This window comes from Actinocatenispora thailandica, from assembly GCF_016865425.1.
In the GTDB taxonomy this organism is placed as follows: Bacteria; Actinomycetota; Actinomycetes; order Mycobacteriales; family Micromonosporaceae; genus Actinocatenispora; species Actinocatenispora thailandica.
Genome location: NZ_AP023355.1, coordinates 3301584 through 3318151 on the forward strand (window position 1 = coordinate 3301584; position 16568 = coordinate 3318151).

Below are 16568 nucleotides of genomic sequence, written 5' to 3' on the forward strand. Positions count from 1 at the left end.
GGATCCTCATGACGACCGTGTCGATGCCGGCGCCCGCCGGCGTACGACCGCGCCGGGCGGCGGGCCGGTGGGCCCGCCGCGGGCCGCTGCTACCGGCGCTGCTGTTCACGATCGTGGTCACCCAGCTGCCGTTCCTGGCCACGCTGGTCATCTCGTTCACCGACTGGAACGCGCTGTACCCGGACCGGCGCGGGTTCGCCGCGTTCGGCAACTACACGGCGGTGCTGAGCGACCCGCAGCTGCGCTCGTCGATCCTGACCACCGTGATCCTCACCGTCTCGGTGGTGCTGGTCAGCCTCGTACTGGGGCTGGCCATCGCGCTGCTGCTGGATCGCAGGTTCCACGGCCGGGCGATCGTGCGCACCATGCTGATCGCACCGTTCCTGGTGGTACCGGTGGCGGCGGCGCTGCTGTGGAAGCACGCGCTCTACAACCCGGAGTACGGGCTGTTCAACGGGATCCTGACCGGCATCTTCGGCCAGGGCGCCGCGCAGCCGGACTGGATCTCCGACGCGCCGATGTTCTCGGTGGTCGCGAGCCTGGTCTGGCAGTGGACCCCGTTCATGATGCTGATCCTGCTCGCCGGCCTGCAGTCCCGCTCGCCGGAGGTACTGGAGGCCGCCCGGGTCGACGGTGCCAGCGCGTTCGCCGTGTTCCGTCACATCACGCTGCCGCACCTGCGGCAGTACCTGGAGCTCGGCGCGCTGTTGGGCTGCATCTACATCGTGCAGAACTTCGACGCGGTGTTCACCATCACCGCCGGTGGTCTCGGCACCGCGAACCTGCCGTACACCATCTACCAGACCTTCTACCAGGCACACGACTACGGGCGAGCGTCGGCGGCCGGGGTGATCGTGGTGATCGGCTCGATGATCGTCGCCACCTTCGCGCTGCGGGTCGTGTCGTCGCTGTTGAAGCAGGAGGCGGACCGATGACGCAGACGCTTTCGGCCCCGGCCGGCACCGCGGCGCCACCGCCGGCCCGGCCGCGCAAGACACGGCGGGGCCCCGGCGGTGCGGTACTGGGGGTGGTGGCCTGGATCGTCGGGATCGCGTTCTTCTTCCCGGTGGCCTGGATGGTGTTCACCTCGCTGCACTCCGAGCAGGCGGCGGCGACCAACCCGCCGGACGTCACCGCCCCGCTGACGGTCGACGGGTACCGCGAGTTCTTCGCCACCAACCCGTGGCCGTACCTGATCAACTCGGCCACCGCGAGCATCGTGTCCACCGCGCTGGTCGTGGTACTCGCCATGTTCGCCGGCTACGCGCTCGCGATCCGGCCGGTCCGCAAGTGGTCCGACGTGCTGTTCTTCTTCCTGACCACGAAGATGCTGCCGGCCGTCGCCGGGCTGCTGCCGGTGTACCTGATCGCGCAGCACATCGGGCTGCTGGACAACATCTGGCTGATGGTCATCCTGTACACCGCGATGAACCTGCCGATCGCGGTGTGGATGATGCACTCGTTCCTGGCCGAGGTACCGGTGGCGATCCTGGAGGCCGCCGCGCTCGACGGTGCCAGGCTGCCGACGGTGATGCGCCGGGTGATCCTGCCGATCGCCTCGCCCGGTATCGCGGCGACCGCGCTGATCTGCTTCATCTTCGCCTGGAACGAGATGCTGTTCGCCCGGGTGCTCACCGGGGTGGTCGCCGGTACCGCGCCGGTGTTCCTGACCAGCTTCGTCACCACCCAGGGGCTGTTCCTCGCCAAGGTGTGCGCGGCCGCCACCGCCATCTCGATTCCGGTGCTGGTCGCCGGCTTCGCCGCGCAGAACAAGCTGGTCCAGGGGCTGTCGCTGGGCGCGGTCAAGTAACCCGTCGGTGCGGGGGCGGCGGTGCGGGGCGTCGAGGGCGCCCCGCACCGCGGCACCGGGTCACGGGGGGTCAGCGGCGCCAGCGGTCCCGGGCCGCCTCCTGGTTGGCCAGGTAGCGGCGGTAGCCCGCCTGGTAGTACGACGAGGCGGCCGGGTCCGGGTCGATGATCCGGTCCGGCCGGGTCCAGGCCGCCCGATCGACCGGCTCGCCGAGCGCGGCGAGGCCGGCCAGCACCGCCCCGCGGGCGCCGACCTCGGGGCTGCGGGCCAGTTCCAGCGGCCGGCCGAGCACCGAGGCGAAGATCTGCAGCCAGCGCAGCGACCGGGTACCGCCGCCGCACGCCACCAGCCGGCCGGACAACCCCGCCGCCTCCAGGCACTGCCGCGCCGCGTACGCCAGGCCCTCGCACAGCGCGCGCACCAGCTGCGCGCCGGTGGTGGTCAGCCCGATTCCGGTGAACTGCCCGCGGGCGGCCGGGTCGACGAACGGTGCCCGCTCCCCCGACGGCGCCAGGTAGGGCAGCACCTCGACGCCGCCGGCGCCCGGTGCGGTCTCCCGCAGCAGGCCGTCGAGCTGGTCGTGCTGCCGGCCGAGCAGGGCGAGCAGCCAGTCCAGCGAGGCGGTACCGACCATCGCGGGCATCGCCCGCAGCCAGCGTCCGGGCGTACCGGTGGCCAGGTGCATGCCGGCCCGGGTACCGGATTTGTCCACGCCGGACACGAGCACCTGGCAGGCCAGCGTGGTACCCAGGGTCAGCAGCCCGGAACCGACCTCGGTGACGCCGCCGCCGGCCGCGCACGCGGGCAGGTCGTACGGCCCGCCGGTGACCGCGACGCCGGCCGGCAGCCCGGTCCCGGCAGCCGCTCGAGCGGTCAGCGCGCCGGTGGGCAGCGGCGCCACGACCGGCGCGAGCAGTCCGGACCGGTGCGCCAGGCCGCAGGCGTCGAGCAGCCCGCTGTCGTACCCGGCGCCGGTCCCGTCGCCGAACGGCATCGAGGAATCCGAGGCATCCGTGGCGCGCACTCCGTTCAGCCGGCCGAACACCATGTCCTTGCAGTACCCGGCGGTCGCGGCGCGGGCCAGCCGGTCCGGCTGGTGCTTGTCCAGCCAGGCCAGCAGCGGCGCCTGCGCGCCGGGGAACAGCGAGTTGCCGGTGCGGCGGTAGATCGCCTCGGTCACGCCGGCCCGGTCCCAGTCGGCCAGCACGTCGGCGGCGCGCGCGTCCAGCCAGGACAGCGCCGGTCCGACCGGACGCCCGTCGTCGTCCACCAGCCAGCAGCCGTCGCCCTGACCGGTCACCGCGACCAGCCGCGGCGCGTCGGCCGGCCCCGGGCAGACCTCCCGAGCCAGCTCACCGACCGCCGCGAAGACCGCCTCGGCGTCCTGCTCGACCCGGCCCGGTGCCGGATGTCGCAGCGGCACGGTGCGCCCGGCGGTACCCAGCACGGTGCCGGCGCCGTCGAACAGCGCCAGCTTCGCCACCGACGTCCCGATGTCGACGCCCAGGTACCGTGCCGGCCCCGCACCGCCCACTGCCCACCCACCCGGCTTGACACATCACGTGGTACACGATTGTCCGGGTGCGTCGCCGGGCCCGCAAGGTGCATCGCCCGGGCTGCAACCGTCCCGGCCGACCAGCCGGCGCAACTCGGTACGGGCCCCGGCGGTGAACCGGTCGCCGAACACCGCCCGGCGTACCAGCATCCCGTCGATCGCGGTGGCCAGCACCGCGGCGGTACGCTGCGGCGCCGGGTCACCGCAGTCTCCCAACCAGGCCGCGAGCGCGGCCCGGAACGCGCGCAGCCGCGCGGTCAACGCGGCCCGCAGCACCGGATCCCGGTGCGCCGCGCACAGCGTCTCGGCGAACAACACCGCGAGCCGGTCCGGTGCCAGGTGGTCGAGCAGTACGGCCAGCGCGTCGAGTCCGGCAGCACGATCCGAGCCGGTCCGGACCGCGCCGACGGCGTCGGCCAGGGCGGCGTCGATGGCGGCCAGCGCGGCGCCGCGCAGCAGTGCCCGCACCGAGCTGAAGTGGTAGTGCACCAGGCCCGGCGCCACGCCGGCCCGGTCGGCGAGCAACCGGGTGCTCACCGCGTCCCAACCGACCTCGGCGATCAGCTCGACCGCTGCAGCCAGCAGCCGCTGCGGCACGGGGGAACCGCGACGCACCGCCGTCATCGCCACCTCCACGCACGGCCGTACGACCCAGTCGAGCGTGACGATAGCGCCGCGGGCACCGCCGCCGGCACCCGCCGTCGGGGTGGAGGTCAGCCGGTGAAGTCGGCCGTGTGGGCCACCACCCAGTCCCGGTAGGTGTGGGCGGGGCGACCGGTCAGGTCGGCGACCGTGCCGAGCACCGGTTCGGGGTTGTCCAGCTGCGCCGCCTGCCCGGCGAGGACGCTGTCGGCGAACGGCGAAGGCAGGCCCGCGGCCACCAGGTCGCGCCGCGCCTGCGCCCGGTCGACCTCGACGAACCGCAGCGGCCGGCCGAGTACCTCGCCGATCGTGGCGACCTGCTCGACCTGGCTCAGCGCCGCGGGCCCGGTCAGCGGGTGGCGCGCACCGTCGTGACCGCCGGTGGTCAACGCCTCGACCGCGACCGCGGCGATGTCACGCTCGTCGATCAGCGGCCGGGTCAGCCCCGGGTATGGCGCCCGGACCTCGTCACCGCGCCGGAGCTGGGCGGCCCAGCCGAGCGTGTTCGCCGCGAATCCGGACGGGCGCAGCAGCGTCCAGGCCGGTGCCGCCGACTCGACGAGTTGCTCCAGCCGGCCGTGCATGCCGACGATGCCGCCGGCGCCGGTTGCCGCACCGAGCGTGGACAGGTACACGATCCGCTCCGCCCGTTCGGCGATCGCGTCGACGGCGGCCTCGGCACCGCGCGGGTGCCCGAACGGCCAGATCAGGAACACCGCGCCGACGCCGTCCAGCGCCGCGGTCAGGCTCGCCGGGTCGGCCAGGTCGCCGGCCACCGTCTCGACGGTGGGCGCCAGCCGGGCGCTCGCCGGGCTGCGGGTCATGGCCCGGACCGGATGCCCGGCGGCCGTGAGTTGCTCGACCACCTGCCGGCCGACGTGGCCGGTGGCGCCGGTGACCAGGATCGTTTCCATCGTCGTCCTCCTCGCTGCGGGTACGTCGACGACGGTAGGAGTTGAAGTGCGGTTGAAGTCAACTGCGGACCCCGGCTTGCACCGTCCGCGCCGCCCACGGCACGATCGGTGCAACTGCGGTGAGAGCTAAGGGGCGGGTGTGGACATCATCTCCACCGGGGGCGCGATCGTCGGCGTGCTGATCCTCGTCGGCGCGGTCGGGCTGATCCTGTTCCGCGGCGAGAAGCAGGCGAAGATCCGCCGTCAGCTGTGGAAGCTGATCGGCATCTCGGTGCTGGTGCTGCTGGTCATCGGCTACCTGCGGGCACACGCGCCGAAGTGACCAGCCCGGCGAACCGCACCACCAGCACGCCCTGGGCGAGCAGGTAGGTGACCATCACGGCGAGGTCGTGCGCCGGCAGCCGCAACCCGCCGGTGCCCAGCGCGATCATGCTGTCGGACACCGCGAACAGCAGCCCGCCGACGCCGAGCAGCACGTCGAGGCAGGCCGCGCTCGACGCCATCGCGTACAGCAGGACACCGTAGGCAGCGAGCGCGACCAGCAGCGGCACCGACACCCGGTCGCGCATCACCAGCAGCAGCGTCAGCCAGCCCAGCGCGTACAGCACCGGGACCCAGGCGCGCCGGCGCAGCCCGGCCAGCGCGCCGGACCGCGCGAACGTCACCAGGTAGCACAGGTGGGTCACCGCGAACAGCCCCATGCCCAGCGCGAAGAACACCATCCCGGACGCCAGCAGCGCGATGTCGCCGCCGCAGGCGAACGCGAGCCCGACCACCACCGGCAGCACCCGCCACCGGGCGCCGACCCGGACCAGCAGGTACGCCGCGAGCAGCGGCATCAGCAGCGGCTTGGTCGCCCGGTCGACGAGGGTCCACTGCTGTGCCACCGCGGTCAGCTCGACCAGCGCACCCACCGCGTACGCCGCGAGCAGCACCCGCGCCGCCGCCGAACCACCACCCGACCGCGTCATGGCTCGCACCCTAGCCAGGCCGCACCACCCGTACCGCGGGATCCGGCGGAACGGGTGCTGCGGCTCGCGGCGCGGGCGGGCGATCGGGACCGTCAGGCGACGCCTTCCGGGCTGGCGATCGGGGCCGTCAGGCGACGCCTTCCGGGCTGGCGCCGACGAACTGGACGGCGCCGGCGGTGATCTCGTCGATGCGAGCGAGATCGTCCGCGGTCAGGGTGAGGTCGGCGGCAGCCAGGCTGTCGGCGATGTTGCGGGGCCGGCGGGCGCCGACGATCGCCACGTCCACGCCGGGCCGGGCGAGCGTCCAGGCGATCGACAGCTGCGCCACCGAGACACCCTTGGTCGCGGCGAACTTGCTCAGCTCGTCGACGATCGCGAGGTTGCGGCGCAGCGCATCGCCGTGGAACGCGGTCGCCTGGGACCGCCAGTCGGTGTCGTCGAAGCGCACGTCCGCCGTCCAGGTTCCGGTCAGCAGCCCGGACGCGAGCGGGCTGTACACCAGCACGCCGGTGTCGTGCGCCTGGCAGTACGGCAGCAGCTGCTCCTCGATGCCGCGCTGGAACAGGTGGTACGGCGGTTGCAGGGTCTCCGCCGGCCGCACCGCGTCGAACGCGGCCAGCTGCTCGACGTCGTAGTTGGACACCCCGACGTGCCGGATCTTGCCCTCGTCGACCATCTCCTGCAGGGCGGTGGCGGTCTCCTCCGCCGGGGTCGCATCGTCGGGCCAGTGCACCTGGTACAGGTCGATGTACTCGACGCCGAGCGCGCGCAGGCTCGACTCGACGCCGGCGCGCAGGTAGTCGCGGCCGGCGTTGCGCGGTCGCGGCCCGCCCGGGTCGATGCCGCCCTTGGTGGCGATGACAACGCTGTCGCGGTCGCCGGTCAGCTCCGGCCGCAGGCCACGGGCCAGTAGTTCCTCCGACGCCCCGAAGCCGTAGCCCTGCGCGGTGTCGAAGAAGGTCACACCGAGTTCCCGGGCGCGCCGGATCGCCGCTACCGCGTCGTCGGCATCGAAGCTGCCCCACTCCCCGCCGAGTTGCCAGGTGCCGAACGCGATCCGGGACACCTCCAGCCCGGTACGGCCCAGGGTCGTATACCGCATGACGCTCCTTCCGTCGACGATCGCAGCCTTGTCGGCGGTCCGTGCCGGACGACGGCCGGGCCTCGGGCGAGGCCGCCCACCGGCCGGCGGTCCCTGCGCACGGACCTCCCAGAACCCTAGCGGTACCGCTCGGCGATGGCGCGTGACTCCGCGGCGACCCGGTCGCGCAACGCGGCCGGCGCGAGCACCTCGACACCGGCACCGAGGCCGAGCAACGCACTGGCCGCCCAGGTCAGACCCTCGAACGGGACCTCCAGGCGCACCGGCTCGACGGCGGCCACGTCGATCAGATGCTGGCCCGACACGGCGACCACCCGGCGCAGCCCCGGCAGTACCGCCGGGTCGGCGAGCAGCGTGACGGTGACCAGCTCGTGCCGGGACTCCAGTTGGCTGCGGGCCTCCGCCCAGTCGGCGGCGAGGTCGTAGCCGGCCGGGCGCGCGACCGGCTCGTCCAGCGCCTGCGCGGCGAGCACCCGGGAGATGCGGTACGTGCGGCGCGCCCCGTCCCGCCGGGCCACCAGGTACCAGTCGCCGGCGGCGAGCACCAGGCCGAGCGGGTCGACGGTGCGCTCACCGGCCTTCCCGCCCCGGGCCGCGTAGCGCAGCCGCAGCCGGCGGTCCAGCCACACCGCCTCGGCCACCGCGGCGAGCGCCGGCGTCGGCTCGGCGCTGCCGTACCAGCGGACCGGGTCGAGGTGGAACCGCTGCGCGGAGCGGTCGGCGTGCTCGCGGGCGTCGCCGGACAGCGCCGCCCACAGCTTGTGCTGGGCGGTGTCCAGTTGCTCGGACAGCCCCAGCGCCTCGGCCGCGCCGGACAGCCCCAGGAACGCGAGTGCCTGCGCCTCGGCCGCGCCCAGGCCGGTCAGCCGGGTGCGGTACCCGCCCGGCAGTGCGTAGCCGCCGGCCGGGCCGCGCACCGAGCGAACCGGGATGCCGGCGGCGACGAGCGCCTCCACGTCGCGCTGCACGGTGCGCTCGCTCACCGACAGGCGCGCCGCCAGCTCCGGCCCGGTGAGTTGACCGCGGACCTGGAGGTGGAGCAGCAACGACAGCAGCCGGGACGCGCGCACGGCCAATTTTCTCACGTACCCGACACGAACTGACGGGTACGGCCGGCATCATGGTCGGCATGACGACGAATTCCCAGCTCAACGACACTTCATCCGCCGCCGTGGCCAACCTGATCATGGTCAACCTGGACTGCGCGGACCCGGGCCGACTCGCCGAGTTCTACCACGGCGTGCTCGGCTGGGAGATCACGTTCAACGAGGGTGACTACGCGATGATCTCGGACGGGCACAGCTCGATCGGCTTCGGCCGGGTACCGGACTACCAGCCGCCGGCGTGGCCGGACGCCACCGGCACCAAGCGCTTCCACCTGGACCTGTCGGTACCGGACGTGTCCGCCGCCGAGAAGGCCTGCGTGCGGCTCGGCGCCACCGTGCCGGAGTTCCAGCCGGGCAGCACCTGGCAGGTACTGCTGGACCCCGCCGGCCACCCGTTCTGCCTCTGCAAGGCGTCCTGACCGCAACCGAACAGGTCGGGAGACCCGGCCCGGCGGTCACGCCGCGGCGGGTTCCTCGACCTGTTCGACGGCGTCGGCCCGGGTGCTCCAGCGCTGCGCCAGCCAGGCGCAGACCATCAGCTGGATCTGGTGGAACAGCATCAGCGGCAGCACGGCCAGCCCGACCGCGCTCGCCGGGAACAGCACGCCGGCCATCGGCAACCCGGAGGCGAGGCTCTTCTTCGAGCCGCAGAAGATGATGGTGACCCGGTCCGGCCAGCTGAACCCGAGCCGCCGGGATGCGACCGCGGTGATCACCAGGGCGAGCGCGAGCAGCACGCAGTCGACCACCAGCAACTCGCCGAGCCGCGGCAGCGACAGCCGGTGCCAGATGCCGGCGACCACCCCCTCGGAGAACGCGGTGTAGACCACCAGCAGGATCGAGCCGCGGTCGACCAGTTTGAGTGCCACGCCGTGCTTTTCCACGAAGCCGCCGATCCAGCGGCGCAGCAGCTGGCCGGCGGCGAACGGCACCAGCAGCTCCAGCACGATCGCGCTGATCGAGTGCAACGACAGGCCGGTGCCGTGCCCGGACAGCAGCACCGCCACCAGCAGCGGGGTGAGCACGATCCCGATCAGGTTGGAGAACGACGCGGAGCAGATCGCGGCCGCGACGTTGCCCCTGGCGATCGAGGTGAACGCGATCGACGACTGCACCGTCGAGGGCAGGCAGCACAGGAACAGCACCCCGACGTACAGGTCGGGTGACAGGACGGTCGGCACCAGCACCCGGGCGGCGATCCCGAGCAGCGGGAACAGCACGTAGGTGGCGCAGAACACGACCAGGTGCAGCCGCCAGTGCCGGGCGCCGGCCAGCGCGGTCTGCGGGGACAGGCGCGCCCCGTACAGGAAGAAGAGCAGCCCGATGGCGAGGTCGGTGGCGTAGCCGAACCCGGTGGCGCCCACCCCGCGCGCCGGCAGCAGCGCGGCCAGCCCGACCATCGCCAGGATGGCCAGGATGTACGGGTCGATGCGCAGTCGAGACAGCACGGGGATGCGGGCCATGGCCGCCTTTCGTCGGTGGATCCGCCCTCGATTCTCCGACTCCGCCGGGTCATTGTGAACCACGTTCACCGCTATTACTGTGATCGGCTAGCGTGATGGGCGTGTTCGATCCGACGTTGCTGCGCACGTTCCTCGCCGTCGTACAGACCCGCAACTTCACCCAGGCGGCACGCCGGCTCGGGCTGCGCCAGTCCACCGTCAGCCAGCAGATCCGCCGGCTGGAGGCGACCACCGGGCGGCAGCTGTTCAGCCGGGACACGCACACCGTGGCGCTCACTGCCGACGGCGAGGCGCTGGTACCGCTGGCCGACTCGATCCTCGCCGCGCACGCCCGGGCCGACAGCTACTTCGCCGGCGCGCAGGTACGCGGCCGGGTCCGGTTCGGCGCCTCCGAGGACTTCGTACTGTCCCGGCTACCGGAGATCCTGCGCAACTTCCGCGCCAGCCACCCGCTGGTCGACCTGGAACTGACCGTGGGGCTCTCGGCGATCCTGTACGACGCGTTCGACCGCCGCGAGCTGGACCTGGTGTTCGCCAAGCGGCGCCGCGGGCAGCACCGCGGCCAGCCCGTCTGGCGCGAACGGCTCGCCTGGATCGGCGGCGAGTCGAGCCGGCCGGAGCCGGCCACGCCGGTACCGCTGATCGTGTACCCGCCGCCGTCGATCACCCGGGACCGCGCCATCGAGGCGCTGGAGCGGCACGACCGACCCTGGCGCATCGTGTGTACCAGCGGCAGCCTGTCCGGCCTGCGCGCCGCGGCGATGGCCGGTCTCGGGGTCACCGCGCACGCGCACAGCCTGATCCCGCCCGGGCTGTCGGAGATCCGCGGCCGACACCGGCTGCCGGACCTGGGCGAGGTCGAGTTCGTCCTGCTCGGCGCCGAGGACGCGGCTCCGGACAGCCCGGTCGCCGCACTGTCCGCCGCGATCCTCGCCGCCGGTGACCGGTTGCACCGGCCGCTGTGAGGCCGCCGCTCCCCCACCGCAGCACGCGGCGGGCCGCCGAGGTGGGCCCGGTCCGGTCCGTGCCCCGGTCGGCCCGAACAGGAAAGTCGCCTGGTCCACGGCCTTTCCCACCCGCTGCGTGGTACGTTCCCCGCCGACGTCGGAGCCGCCGCGTTCCGTTGCCGAGTGTGACGGTCATTGCTTCCTGCGCTGCCGGCCTGTTCACCTGATCGGCCCGGGCGGATCATGAAGGAGTGACGATCGGAGCCAATCCGCGCGTCGGTCAGACCGTCTACCTCGGCGCCGAGGCCTCGCCCCAGTTCCGAGCCAGACCGATCCAGCTGCTGATCACCTCACCACCGCAGCCGTCGACGATCGACGCCGCCGAGCACCGCGCCGCGACCGAGGCGCGCTGGTTGCTGCTGACCGGATGGGAACTCGACCCGCGCGGCCAGCGGGTGCTGCACCGCACCGTCTCCGCCCGCGCCGCCGGCATCAGCATCCTCTCCGACCCCAGCTAGGCTGCGCGCCGCCGCCCGGCGGCCGGCGCCGGCCGACCTGGCGACCGGCGCGCCCCCGGGCTACTCGCGCCGCAGCTCGTCGGCCTCCTCGGCGAGCAGCCGGGACGCCTCGGCGGCCGACCCGGGTGGCTCCGCGGGGTCGGCCCGGGCGAGCTCGTGGGCCAGCTCGTCGAGCTCCGCGCCGCCGGCCATCAGCCGGGTCAGCTCCGCCTGGTCGATCTCGTCCTTGCCGAAGTCGCCCATGCTGCGACCCCGGTTGAGCAGCAGGAACCGGTCCCCGATCGGGTACGCGTGATGCGGGTTGTGGGTGATGAACACGACGGCGAGACCGCGATCGCGGGCCGCGGCGATGTAGCGCAGCACCACCCCCGCCTGCTTGACTCCCAGCGCCGAGGTCGGCTCGTCGAGGATCAACACCCGGGCGCCGAAGTACACCGCGCGGGCGATCGCCACCGCCTGCCGCTCGCCGCCAGACAGCGTGCCGACCGGCTGGTCGGTGTCGCGCACGTCGATGCCCATCGCGCCCAGCTGCTCCCGGGTGATCCGCCGGGCGGCCGCCACGTCGAACAGCCGTACCGGGCCGAACCGGCGGCGCGGCTCGGCGCCGAGGAAGAAGTTGCGCCACACCGACATCAGCGGGACGACGGCGAGGTCCTGGTAGACGGTGGCGATGCCGGCGTCGAGCGCCTCCCGCGGGCTCGCGAACGCAACCCGGGTACCGTCCAGCCAGATCCCGCCGCGGTCCGGCTGGTGCACCCCGGCGAGCATCTTGATGAAGGTGGACTTGCCGGCGCCGTTGTCCCCGAGCACGCAGGTGACCTCGCCGGCCCGGGCGCTGGTGGACACCTCCGACAGCGCGATCACGCTGCCGAAGAACTTGCTCACCGACTCCACCGCGAGCAGCGGCGCGTCGCCGCCGGGTACCTTCGAGGTCGCGTTCACTGGCACCTCCGGTGCTCCGGTCGCCTCCGGGTCTGGCTTCGGTCCGTCCGCGGCGCCCATGTCAGCCTCGCCGCCGTTCCGCGTACCGCCGGACCAGCCGGTTGGCGAACACCGCGAGCAGCAGCATCGCGCCGAGGAACAGCTTGTACCAGTCGGCGTCCCAGCCGGCGTAGACGATGCCCACCGAGGTCATCCCGAAGATCAGCGCGCCGAAGGTGGCGCCGATCGCCGAACCGTACCCACCGGTCAGCAGGCAACCGCCGATCACCGCCGCGACGATGAACGTCAGCTCGTCACCGACGCCGGCGTCGGCCTGCGCCGAGGTGTTGCGCAGCGCGGTGATCGTACCGACCAGCCAGGCGGCGGTCGCGGTGGTCAGGAACAGCAGCACCTTGGTGCGGGCCGCCGGTACGCCGACGTTGCGCGCCGCCACCTGGTCGCCGCCGACCGCGAACACCCAGTTGCCGAACCGGGTCCGCAGCAGCACCACGGTGGCGAGCGCCGTGAGCACCAGCCACCACACGATCGACACCTTGAAGTAGGTGCCGCCCAGCACCACCGACGACGAGAACACCAGGTGCGCCGAGGAGAAGCCGGGCCGGCCGACCAGCCCGCCGACCAGCACGTTGCCGGTCAGTACCTTCGTCACACCGAGGTTGAGGCCCTGCAGCACCAGGTAGCTGCCCAGCGTCACGATGAAGCTCGGCAGCCCGGTACGCACCACCAGCAGGCCGTTGAACAGCCCCACGATCAGCGCCAGTACCAGCGAGATCGCCACCGCGAGCCACACGTCGAGGCCGAACCGGGTGGCGATGATCGTCACCGCCAGACCGGTGCTGCCCGTCAGTACCCCGGCGGACAGGTCGAACTCGCCGCCGATCATCAGCAACGCCACCGCGACCGCCATGATGCCCAACGTCGACGCCGGGTCCAGCCAGTTCGCGATGCCGGCCGGCGAGCGGAAGGTGGGCGACAGGATGGCGAAGAACACGAACACGACCACCGCGCCGATCAGCGCACCCAGCTCCGGCCGCACCAGCAGCCGCCGCAGTGGCGAGGTGGTGGCCAGCCGCTCGTCCACGGCCCCCTGCGCGGTACTCACGCCGTCTCCGCGGCGGTCGCCGTGTCGGCGGTACTCGTGCCGCCTGCCTCGACGGAGTTCATCGGGTGCCCTCCTTGGCCAGCTGTGCGACCTTCGCGGCGTTGTCCTTGGTGACGAAGCCCGGCCCGGTCAGGACCGGCTTGCCGCCGCCGAGCGTGTTGTCGTTGTCGTGGTAGAGCTTGATCAGCTGCACCGGCAGGTAGCCCTGCAGGTACGGCTGCTGGTCGACGGCGAACAGCACCCGGCCCTGCTCGATGGCCGAGGTGACGTCGCCGGACAGGTCGAACGTGGCGATCTTCGCCGTCGATCCGGTGCCGGACTCGGCGGACACCGCCGCCATCGCCACCGCCGGGTTGAGCGCGAGCACGCCGTCGATCGAGTGGTCGGCGGTCAGCTTCGCCCTGATCGTCGCCTGCACCTGGGCCAGGTTGTTGATGTTGACCTGCAGCGTGTCGAGCTTGCCGGAGAGCCCCTTCGCCGCACCCTGGCAGCGCTGGGTCAGGCCGATGTTGCCGGCCTCGTGGATGACGCACAGCACGTGGTGCGCGCCGCTCTTCGCCAGCCGAGCGCCGGCCGCCTCCCCCGCCACCGACTCGTCCTGCCCGACGTGGGTGATCGCGCCGAACGCCGCGGACTGCGCCTCGCCCGAGTTGATCGTGACGACCGGGATGCCCTGGCCGACCGCACGCCGGATCGACGCCTTCAGCGCGTCCGGGTTGGCCATCGACACCACCAGCCCGTCCACGTGCTGGTTGACCGCCGCGTCGATGAACTGCGCCTGGGTCTGCGGCACGCCCGACCCCTGGTAGCTGACCCGCACGTGCAGGTCCTTGCCCGCCTGCACGGCACCGTTCTTGACCACCGCCCAGAACGGGTCGCCCGCCGCGCCGTGGGTGACCACCGCCACCCGCAGGGCGTGGTTGCCGCCCCGGGACTGGGGTGTCGCGGTCGGAGCCGCGGTCGCGCCGCTGTCCACCCGGTTCGAACAGCCCGCCACCGCGGCCAGCACCAGGGCGAGCAGCAGTGCGCCGGCCCAGTGGCGCCTCGCGTGCAGCATGCGGCCTCCTCCACGAGGGCTTCTCGCCGGCCCGGCGGCCGGCGAGCGATCGTGTCGCCGCCAGCATGCCCGGTTGGCGGCCATTGGTCCAGAACATCGCCGCTCGGCGCGGCCGTCCGATCCGGCCCGCCGGTACCGTGTCCGGCGCCACCCGCCGGGACCGACCGGCACCGCAACCGATCCCGGGTCGTGCTGCCGGGCAACGGATCCCGCCGCCAGCACCGGCCCGCCGGGCGCCGCGGTGCGGCGGGGCGATCCAGATCACGGCGGTTGGAATATCCGCGCCGCCGGATGCGTACCTAGACTTGGGCGTACACGCTCCGACGAGCCGTGTCGCACACCCCCATCCCGCCTTTCCGCACGGTCGTTTCGCGACCGGCGAGAGGTGCTGCCCACCACCCCCACCACCCCCGCAAAGGTTCGCCATGCCACAGACCCTTGAGCGCTTCGACGTCCGGCAGCTGCGTCGCGCCCGCACCGTGTGGGAGCGGGTGCGGGAGCGCGCCATCGCCGGTACCCCGGCCACGCCGGACGAGCCGGACGAGGCGGCGAACGCGGAGACCTACCGCGCGATGGACCTGGCGCTGCGGGTCGGCGAGCTGCTGCTCGCCTCCGGCGAGGCGACCGAGAACGTCAGCGAGGCGATGCGCAGCCTGTCCGTCGCGTACGGGCTGCCCCGCAGCGAGGCCGCCGTCACCTTCACCGCGATCTCGCTGTCCTGCGTGCCGACCGACGGCGCGCCGCCGGTCACCGGCGAGCGCACCGTGCGCCGCCGGCTGCCCGACTACGACCGGCTGGCCGCCACCCACCGGCTGGTGCAGGACGCGGCGATCGGCCTGGTCGACCTGGATGCCGCGTTCGACCGGCTGCGCGAGATCAAGCGGGCCCGCCCGCCGTACCCGGCGCTGCTGATCACGCTGTCGCTGCCGCTGATCTCCGCGTCCGCGTCGATCCTCGCCGGCGGTGGCGTCGTGGTCGCCGTGGTGGCGTTCCTCGCCACCCTGCTCGCCGACCGTACCGGCGCCTACCTGGCCCGCCGCGGCATCGCCGAGTTCTTCCAGCTCGCCGTGGGCGCGGCGATCGGGTCGCTGCTCGCGGTGCTGGTGATCGCGGCCGGGCTGCCGGTGGTGGCCAGCGCGGTGGTGACCGGTTCGATCATGGCGCTGCTGCCCGGACGACCCCTGGTGGCCGCCGTCCAGGACGGCATCTCCGGCGCGTACGTGTCGTCCGCGGCGCGGCTGCTGGAGGTGTTCTTCATCGTCGCGGCGCTGGTCAGCGGCGTCGGTCTGACCGTGTACGGCGCGGTCCACCTCGGCCTGCCGCTGCGGGTGGAGGACCTGCCGACCTCGTTCGCCTCGTTCGGCCCGGTCCAGGTGCTCGCCGCGGTGGCGATCTCGGTGGCGTTCGCGATCTCGCTGGCCGCACCGCTCAAGGCACTGCCCACGGCGGCGATCGGCGGCGGCGCGATCTGGCTCGTCTACTCGGCCCTGCGCACCGTCGACGTGATGCCGATCCTCGCCGCCGGCATCGCCGCCGCACTGATCGGGTTCGCCGCACACCTGATGGCGGTGCGACACCGGGCGCCGGCGATGGCGTACACGGTGCCGCTGATCGCGCCGCTGCTGCCGGGAACCCCGCTGTACCGGGGGCTGCTGCAGATCAGCCACAACTCGCTGAACACCGGGCTGATCAGCCTGTTCACCGCACTGGCGACCGCGTTCGCGCTGGCCGCCGGGATCGCGCTGGGCGGCGAGGTGGTGCGGGCCCGCAGCCGGGGCGGCGTGGTCGGCACCAGCCCGCGGCGACGGCCGGCCGCCCGGCGCACCCGCGGCTACTGAGCTGCCCGCACCGGCGGGTCACCGCCGCGGGGTGGGGTGCCGGCGGCGCCGGCCGGGACCGGTCAGCGGCGCTCGACCAGACCGCGCAGGAAGGCGGCCTGCCCGGCGTGCTGGTTGTCCTCGGTGACCACGCTGACCAGCCGGACGCCCAGGCTGACCGGCGGATCCCAGCGCTCGTCCACGATCCGGTCCAGGTCGGCGTCGGTCAGCCCGTCGAGGTAGCGGCGGGTCTGCTCGAACACCGCGTCGTGGTAGCCGGCGAGCAGGGCCGCACCGGCCCGTACCCGGGCGACCTGGTCGCTGCGGTGCCCGTACCCGGTGTCGGCCACCGGCAGGCCCAGCCCGAACCGGTCGGCCCAGCCGGCCGCCCACACCTGCCCGGTACCGGCGACGTCCGCGACGTGGTCGTCCTGGATCCGGGTCAGGTGCCAGACCAGCCAGGCGATCGAGTTCGCCTGCGGGTCGGCCCGCCAGGCGAGCTGCTCGTCGGACAGCCCCTCGACGGCCCCGTGCACCACCCCGCGGACCCGGTCGAGCGAGTCGATCAGCAGTTCAGCGCTTCTCATTCGGCCAAGTCTAGGTGTCGGCACGGCGGCGCCGG

At 73.2% G+C, this 16568-nt stretch carries 18 protein-coding genes; 7 read left to right on the plus strand and 11 right to left on the minus strand.

Annotated elements, in window-relative coordinates; all coding sequences use genetic code 11:
* Nucleotides 1-8: 8 nt before the first annotated feature.
* Both Athai_RS14665 and Athai_RS14670 read left to right on the plus strand, forming a co-directional pair.
* Entirely contained in the window at nt 9-935 is a 927-nt protein-coding gene (locus Athai_RS14665) for a carbohydrate ABC transporter permease (protein ID WP_203962001.1), read from the plus strand.
* Nucleotides 932-1810, plus strand: coding sequence for a carbohydrate ABC transporter permease (locus Athai_RS14670; protein WP_203962002.1), 879 nt, complete (start codon nt 932-934; stop codon nt 1808-1810). Before Athai_RS14665 ends, Athai_RS14670 begins: the two co-directional genes overlap by 4 nt.
* Nucleotides 1811-1880: 70 nt before the next feature.
* On the opposite strand, the gene Athai_RS14675 is transcribed toward Athai_RS14670, so the two are convergent.
* The 3 genes from Athai_RS14675 to Athai_RS14685 form a co-directional block, all read right to left on the minus strand.
* On the minus strand, nt 1881-3344 hold the full coding sequence (locus Athai_RS14675; RefSeq protein ID WP_239156940.1) for an FGGY-family carbohydrate kinase: 1464 nt from the start codon (nt 3342-3344) through the stop codon (nt 1881-1883).
* Nucleotides 3345-3368: 24 nt separating this feature from the next.
* Entirely contained in the window at nt 3369-3989 is a 621-nt protein-coding gene (locus tag Athai_RS14680) for a TetR/AcrR family transcriptional regulator (RefSeq protein ID WP_203962003.1), read from the minus strand.
* Nucleotides 3990-4078: 89 nt separating this feature from the next.
* Entirely contained in the window at nt 4079-4921 is an 843-nt protein-coding gene (locus Athai_RS14685; protein ID WP_203962004.1) for an NAD(P)H-binding protein, read from the minus strand.
* 139 nt (nt 4922-5060) lie between these two features.
* Between Athai_RS14685 and Athai_RS14690 the strand changes: the two genes are divergently transcribed.
* Nucleotides 5061-5243 carry a hypothetical protein gene (locus Athai_RS14690; protein ID WP_203962005.1) on the plus strand — a complete coding sequence of 61 codons (183 nt, stop codon included), beginning with the start codon at nt 5061-5063 and terminating at the stop codon, nt 5241-5243.
* On the opposite strand, the gene Athai_RS14695 is transcribed toward Athai_RS14690, so the two are convergent.
* The 3 genes from Athai_RS14695 to Athai_RS14705 form a co-directional block, all read right to left on the minus strand.
* The gene (locus tag Athai_RS14695) at nt 5209-5892 is read right to left on the minus strand and encodes a lysoplasmalogenase (protein ID WP_203962006.1); all 684 of its coding nucleotides are present in this window, start codon (nt 5890-5892) and stop codon (nt 5209-5211) included. The genes Athai_RS14690 and Athai_RS14695 overlap by 35 nt on opposite strands.
* A 127-nt stretch (nt 5893-6019) precedes the next feature.
* Nucleotides 6020-6994, minus strand: coding sequence for an aldo/keto reductase (locus Athai_RS14700; RefSeq protein WP_203962007.1), 975 nt, complete (start codon nt 6992-6994; stop codon nt 6020-6022).
* Nucleotides 6995-7110: 116 nt separating this feature from the next.
* The gene (locus tag Athai_RS14705; protein WP_203962008.1) at nt 7111-8079 is read right to left on the minus strand and encodes a helix-turn-helix transcriptional regulator; all 969 of its coding nucleotides are present in this window, start codon (nt 8077-8079) and stop codon (nt 7111-7113) included.
* 44 nt (nt 8080-8123) lie between these two features.
* Here Athai_RS14705 and Athai_RS14710 point away from each other — a divergent pair, with 44 nt between their 5' ends.
* Nucleotides 8124-8519 carry a VOC family protein gene (locus Athai_RS14710; RefSeq protein WP_239156941.1) on the plus strand — a complete coding sequence of 132 codons (396 nt, stop codon included), beginning with the start codon at nt 8124-8126 and terminating at the stop codon, nt 8517-8519.
* Nucleotides 8520-8555: 36 nt separating this feature from the next.
* Here the strand turns inward: Athai_RS14710 and Athai_RS14715 are convergent, their stop codons facing one another.
* Entirely contained in the window at nt 8556-9563 is a 1008-nt protein-coding gene (locus Athai_RS14715; RefSeq protein WP_203962009.1) for a bile acid:sodium symporter family protein, read from the minus strand.
* 101 nt (nt 9564-9664) lie between these two features.
* Here Athai_RS14715 and Athai_RS14720 point away from each other — a divergent pair, with 101 nt between their 5' ends.
* Both Athai_RS14720 and Athai_RS14725 read left to right on the plus strand, forming a co-directional pair.
* On the plus strand, nt 9665-10528 hold the full coding sequence (locus tag Athai_RS14720; RefSeq protein ID WP_203962010.1) for a LysR substrate-binding domain-containing protein: 864 nt from the start codon (nt 9665-9667) through the stop codon (nt 10526-10528).
* A gap of 233 nt (nt 10529-10761) precedes the next feature.
* Complete coding sequence (locus Athai_RS14725; RefSeq protein ID WP_203962011.1) at nt 10762-11028, plus strand: hypothetical protein; 267 nt, start codon at nt 10762-10764, stop codon at nt 11026-11028.
* Between the two features lie 60 nt (nt 11029-11088).
* Here Athai_RS14725 and Athai_RS14730 read toward each other — a convergent pair whose 3' ends face one another.
* The 3 genes from Athai_RS14730 to Athai_RS14740 form a co-directional block, all read right to left on the minus strand.
* A complete protein-coding gene (locus tag Athai_RS14730; RefSeq protein ID WP_239156942.1) occupies nt 11089-11970 on the minus strand; it encodes an ATP-binding cassette domain-containing protein in 882 nt (293 codons plus the stop codon).
* A gap of 61 nt (nt 11971-12031) precedes the next feature.
* Nucleotides 12032-13072, minus strand: a complete 1041-nt coding sequence (locus tag Athai_RS14735; RefSeq protein WP_239156943.1) for an ABC transporter permease — start codon at nt 13070-13072, stop codon at nt 12032-12034.
* Between the two features lie 58 nt (nt 13073-13130).
* Nucleotides 13131-14129: a sugar ABC transporter substrate-binding protein gene (locus Athai_RS14740; protein WP_203962013.1), complete on the minus strand. Its 999-nt coding sequence runs from the start codon at nt 14127-14129 to the stop codon at nt 13131-13133.
* Between the two features lie 425 nt (nt 14130-14554).
* Here Athai_RS14740 and Athai_RS14745 point away from each other — a divergent pair, with 425 nt between their 5' ends.
* On the plus strand, nt 14555-15967 hold the full coding sequence (locus Athai_RS14745; protein WP_203962014.1) for a threonine/serine exporter family protein: 1413 nt from the start codon (nt 14555-14557) through the stop codon (nt 15965-15967).
* 62 nt (nt 15968-16029) lie between these two features.
* On the opposite strand, the gene Athai_RS14750 is transcribed toward Athai_RS14745, so the two are convergent.
* Nucleotides 16030-16533, minus strand: coding sequence for a mycothiol transferase (locus tag Athai_RS14750; RefSeq protein ID WP_203962015.1), 504 nt, complete (start codon nt 16531-16533; stop codon nt 16030-16032).
* Between the last annotated feature and the right edge of the window lie 35 nt (nt 16534-16568).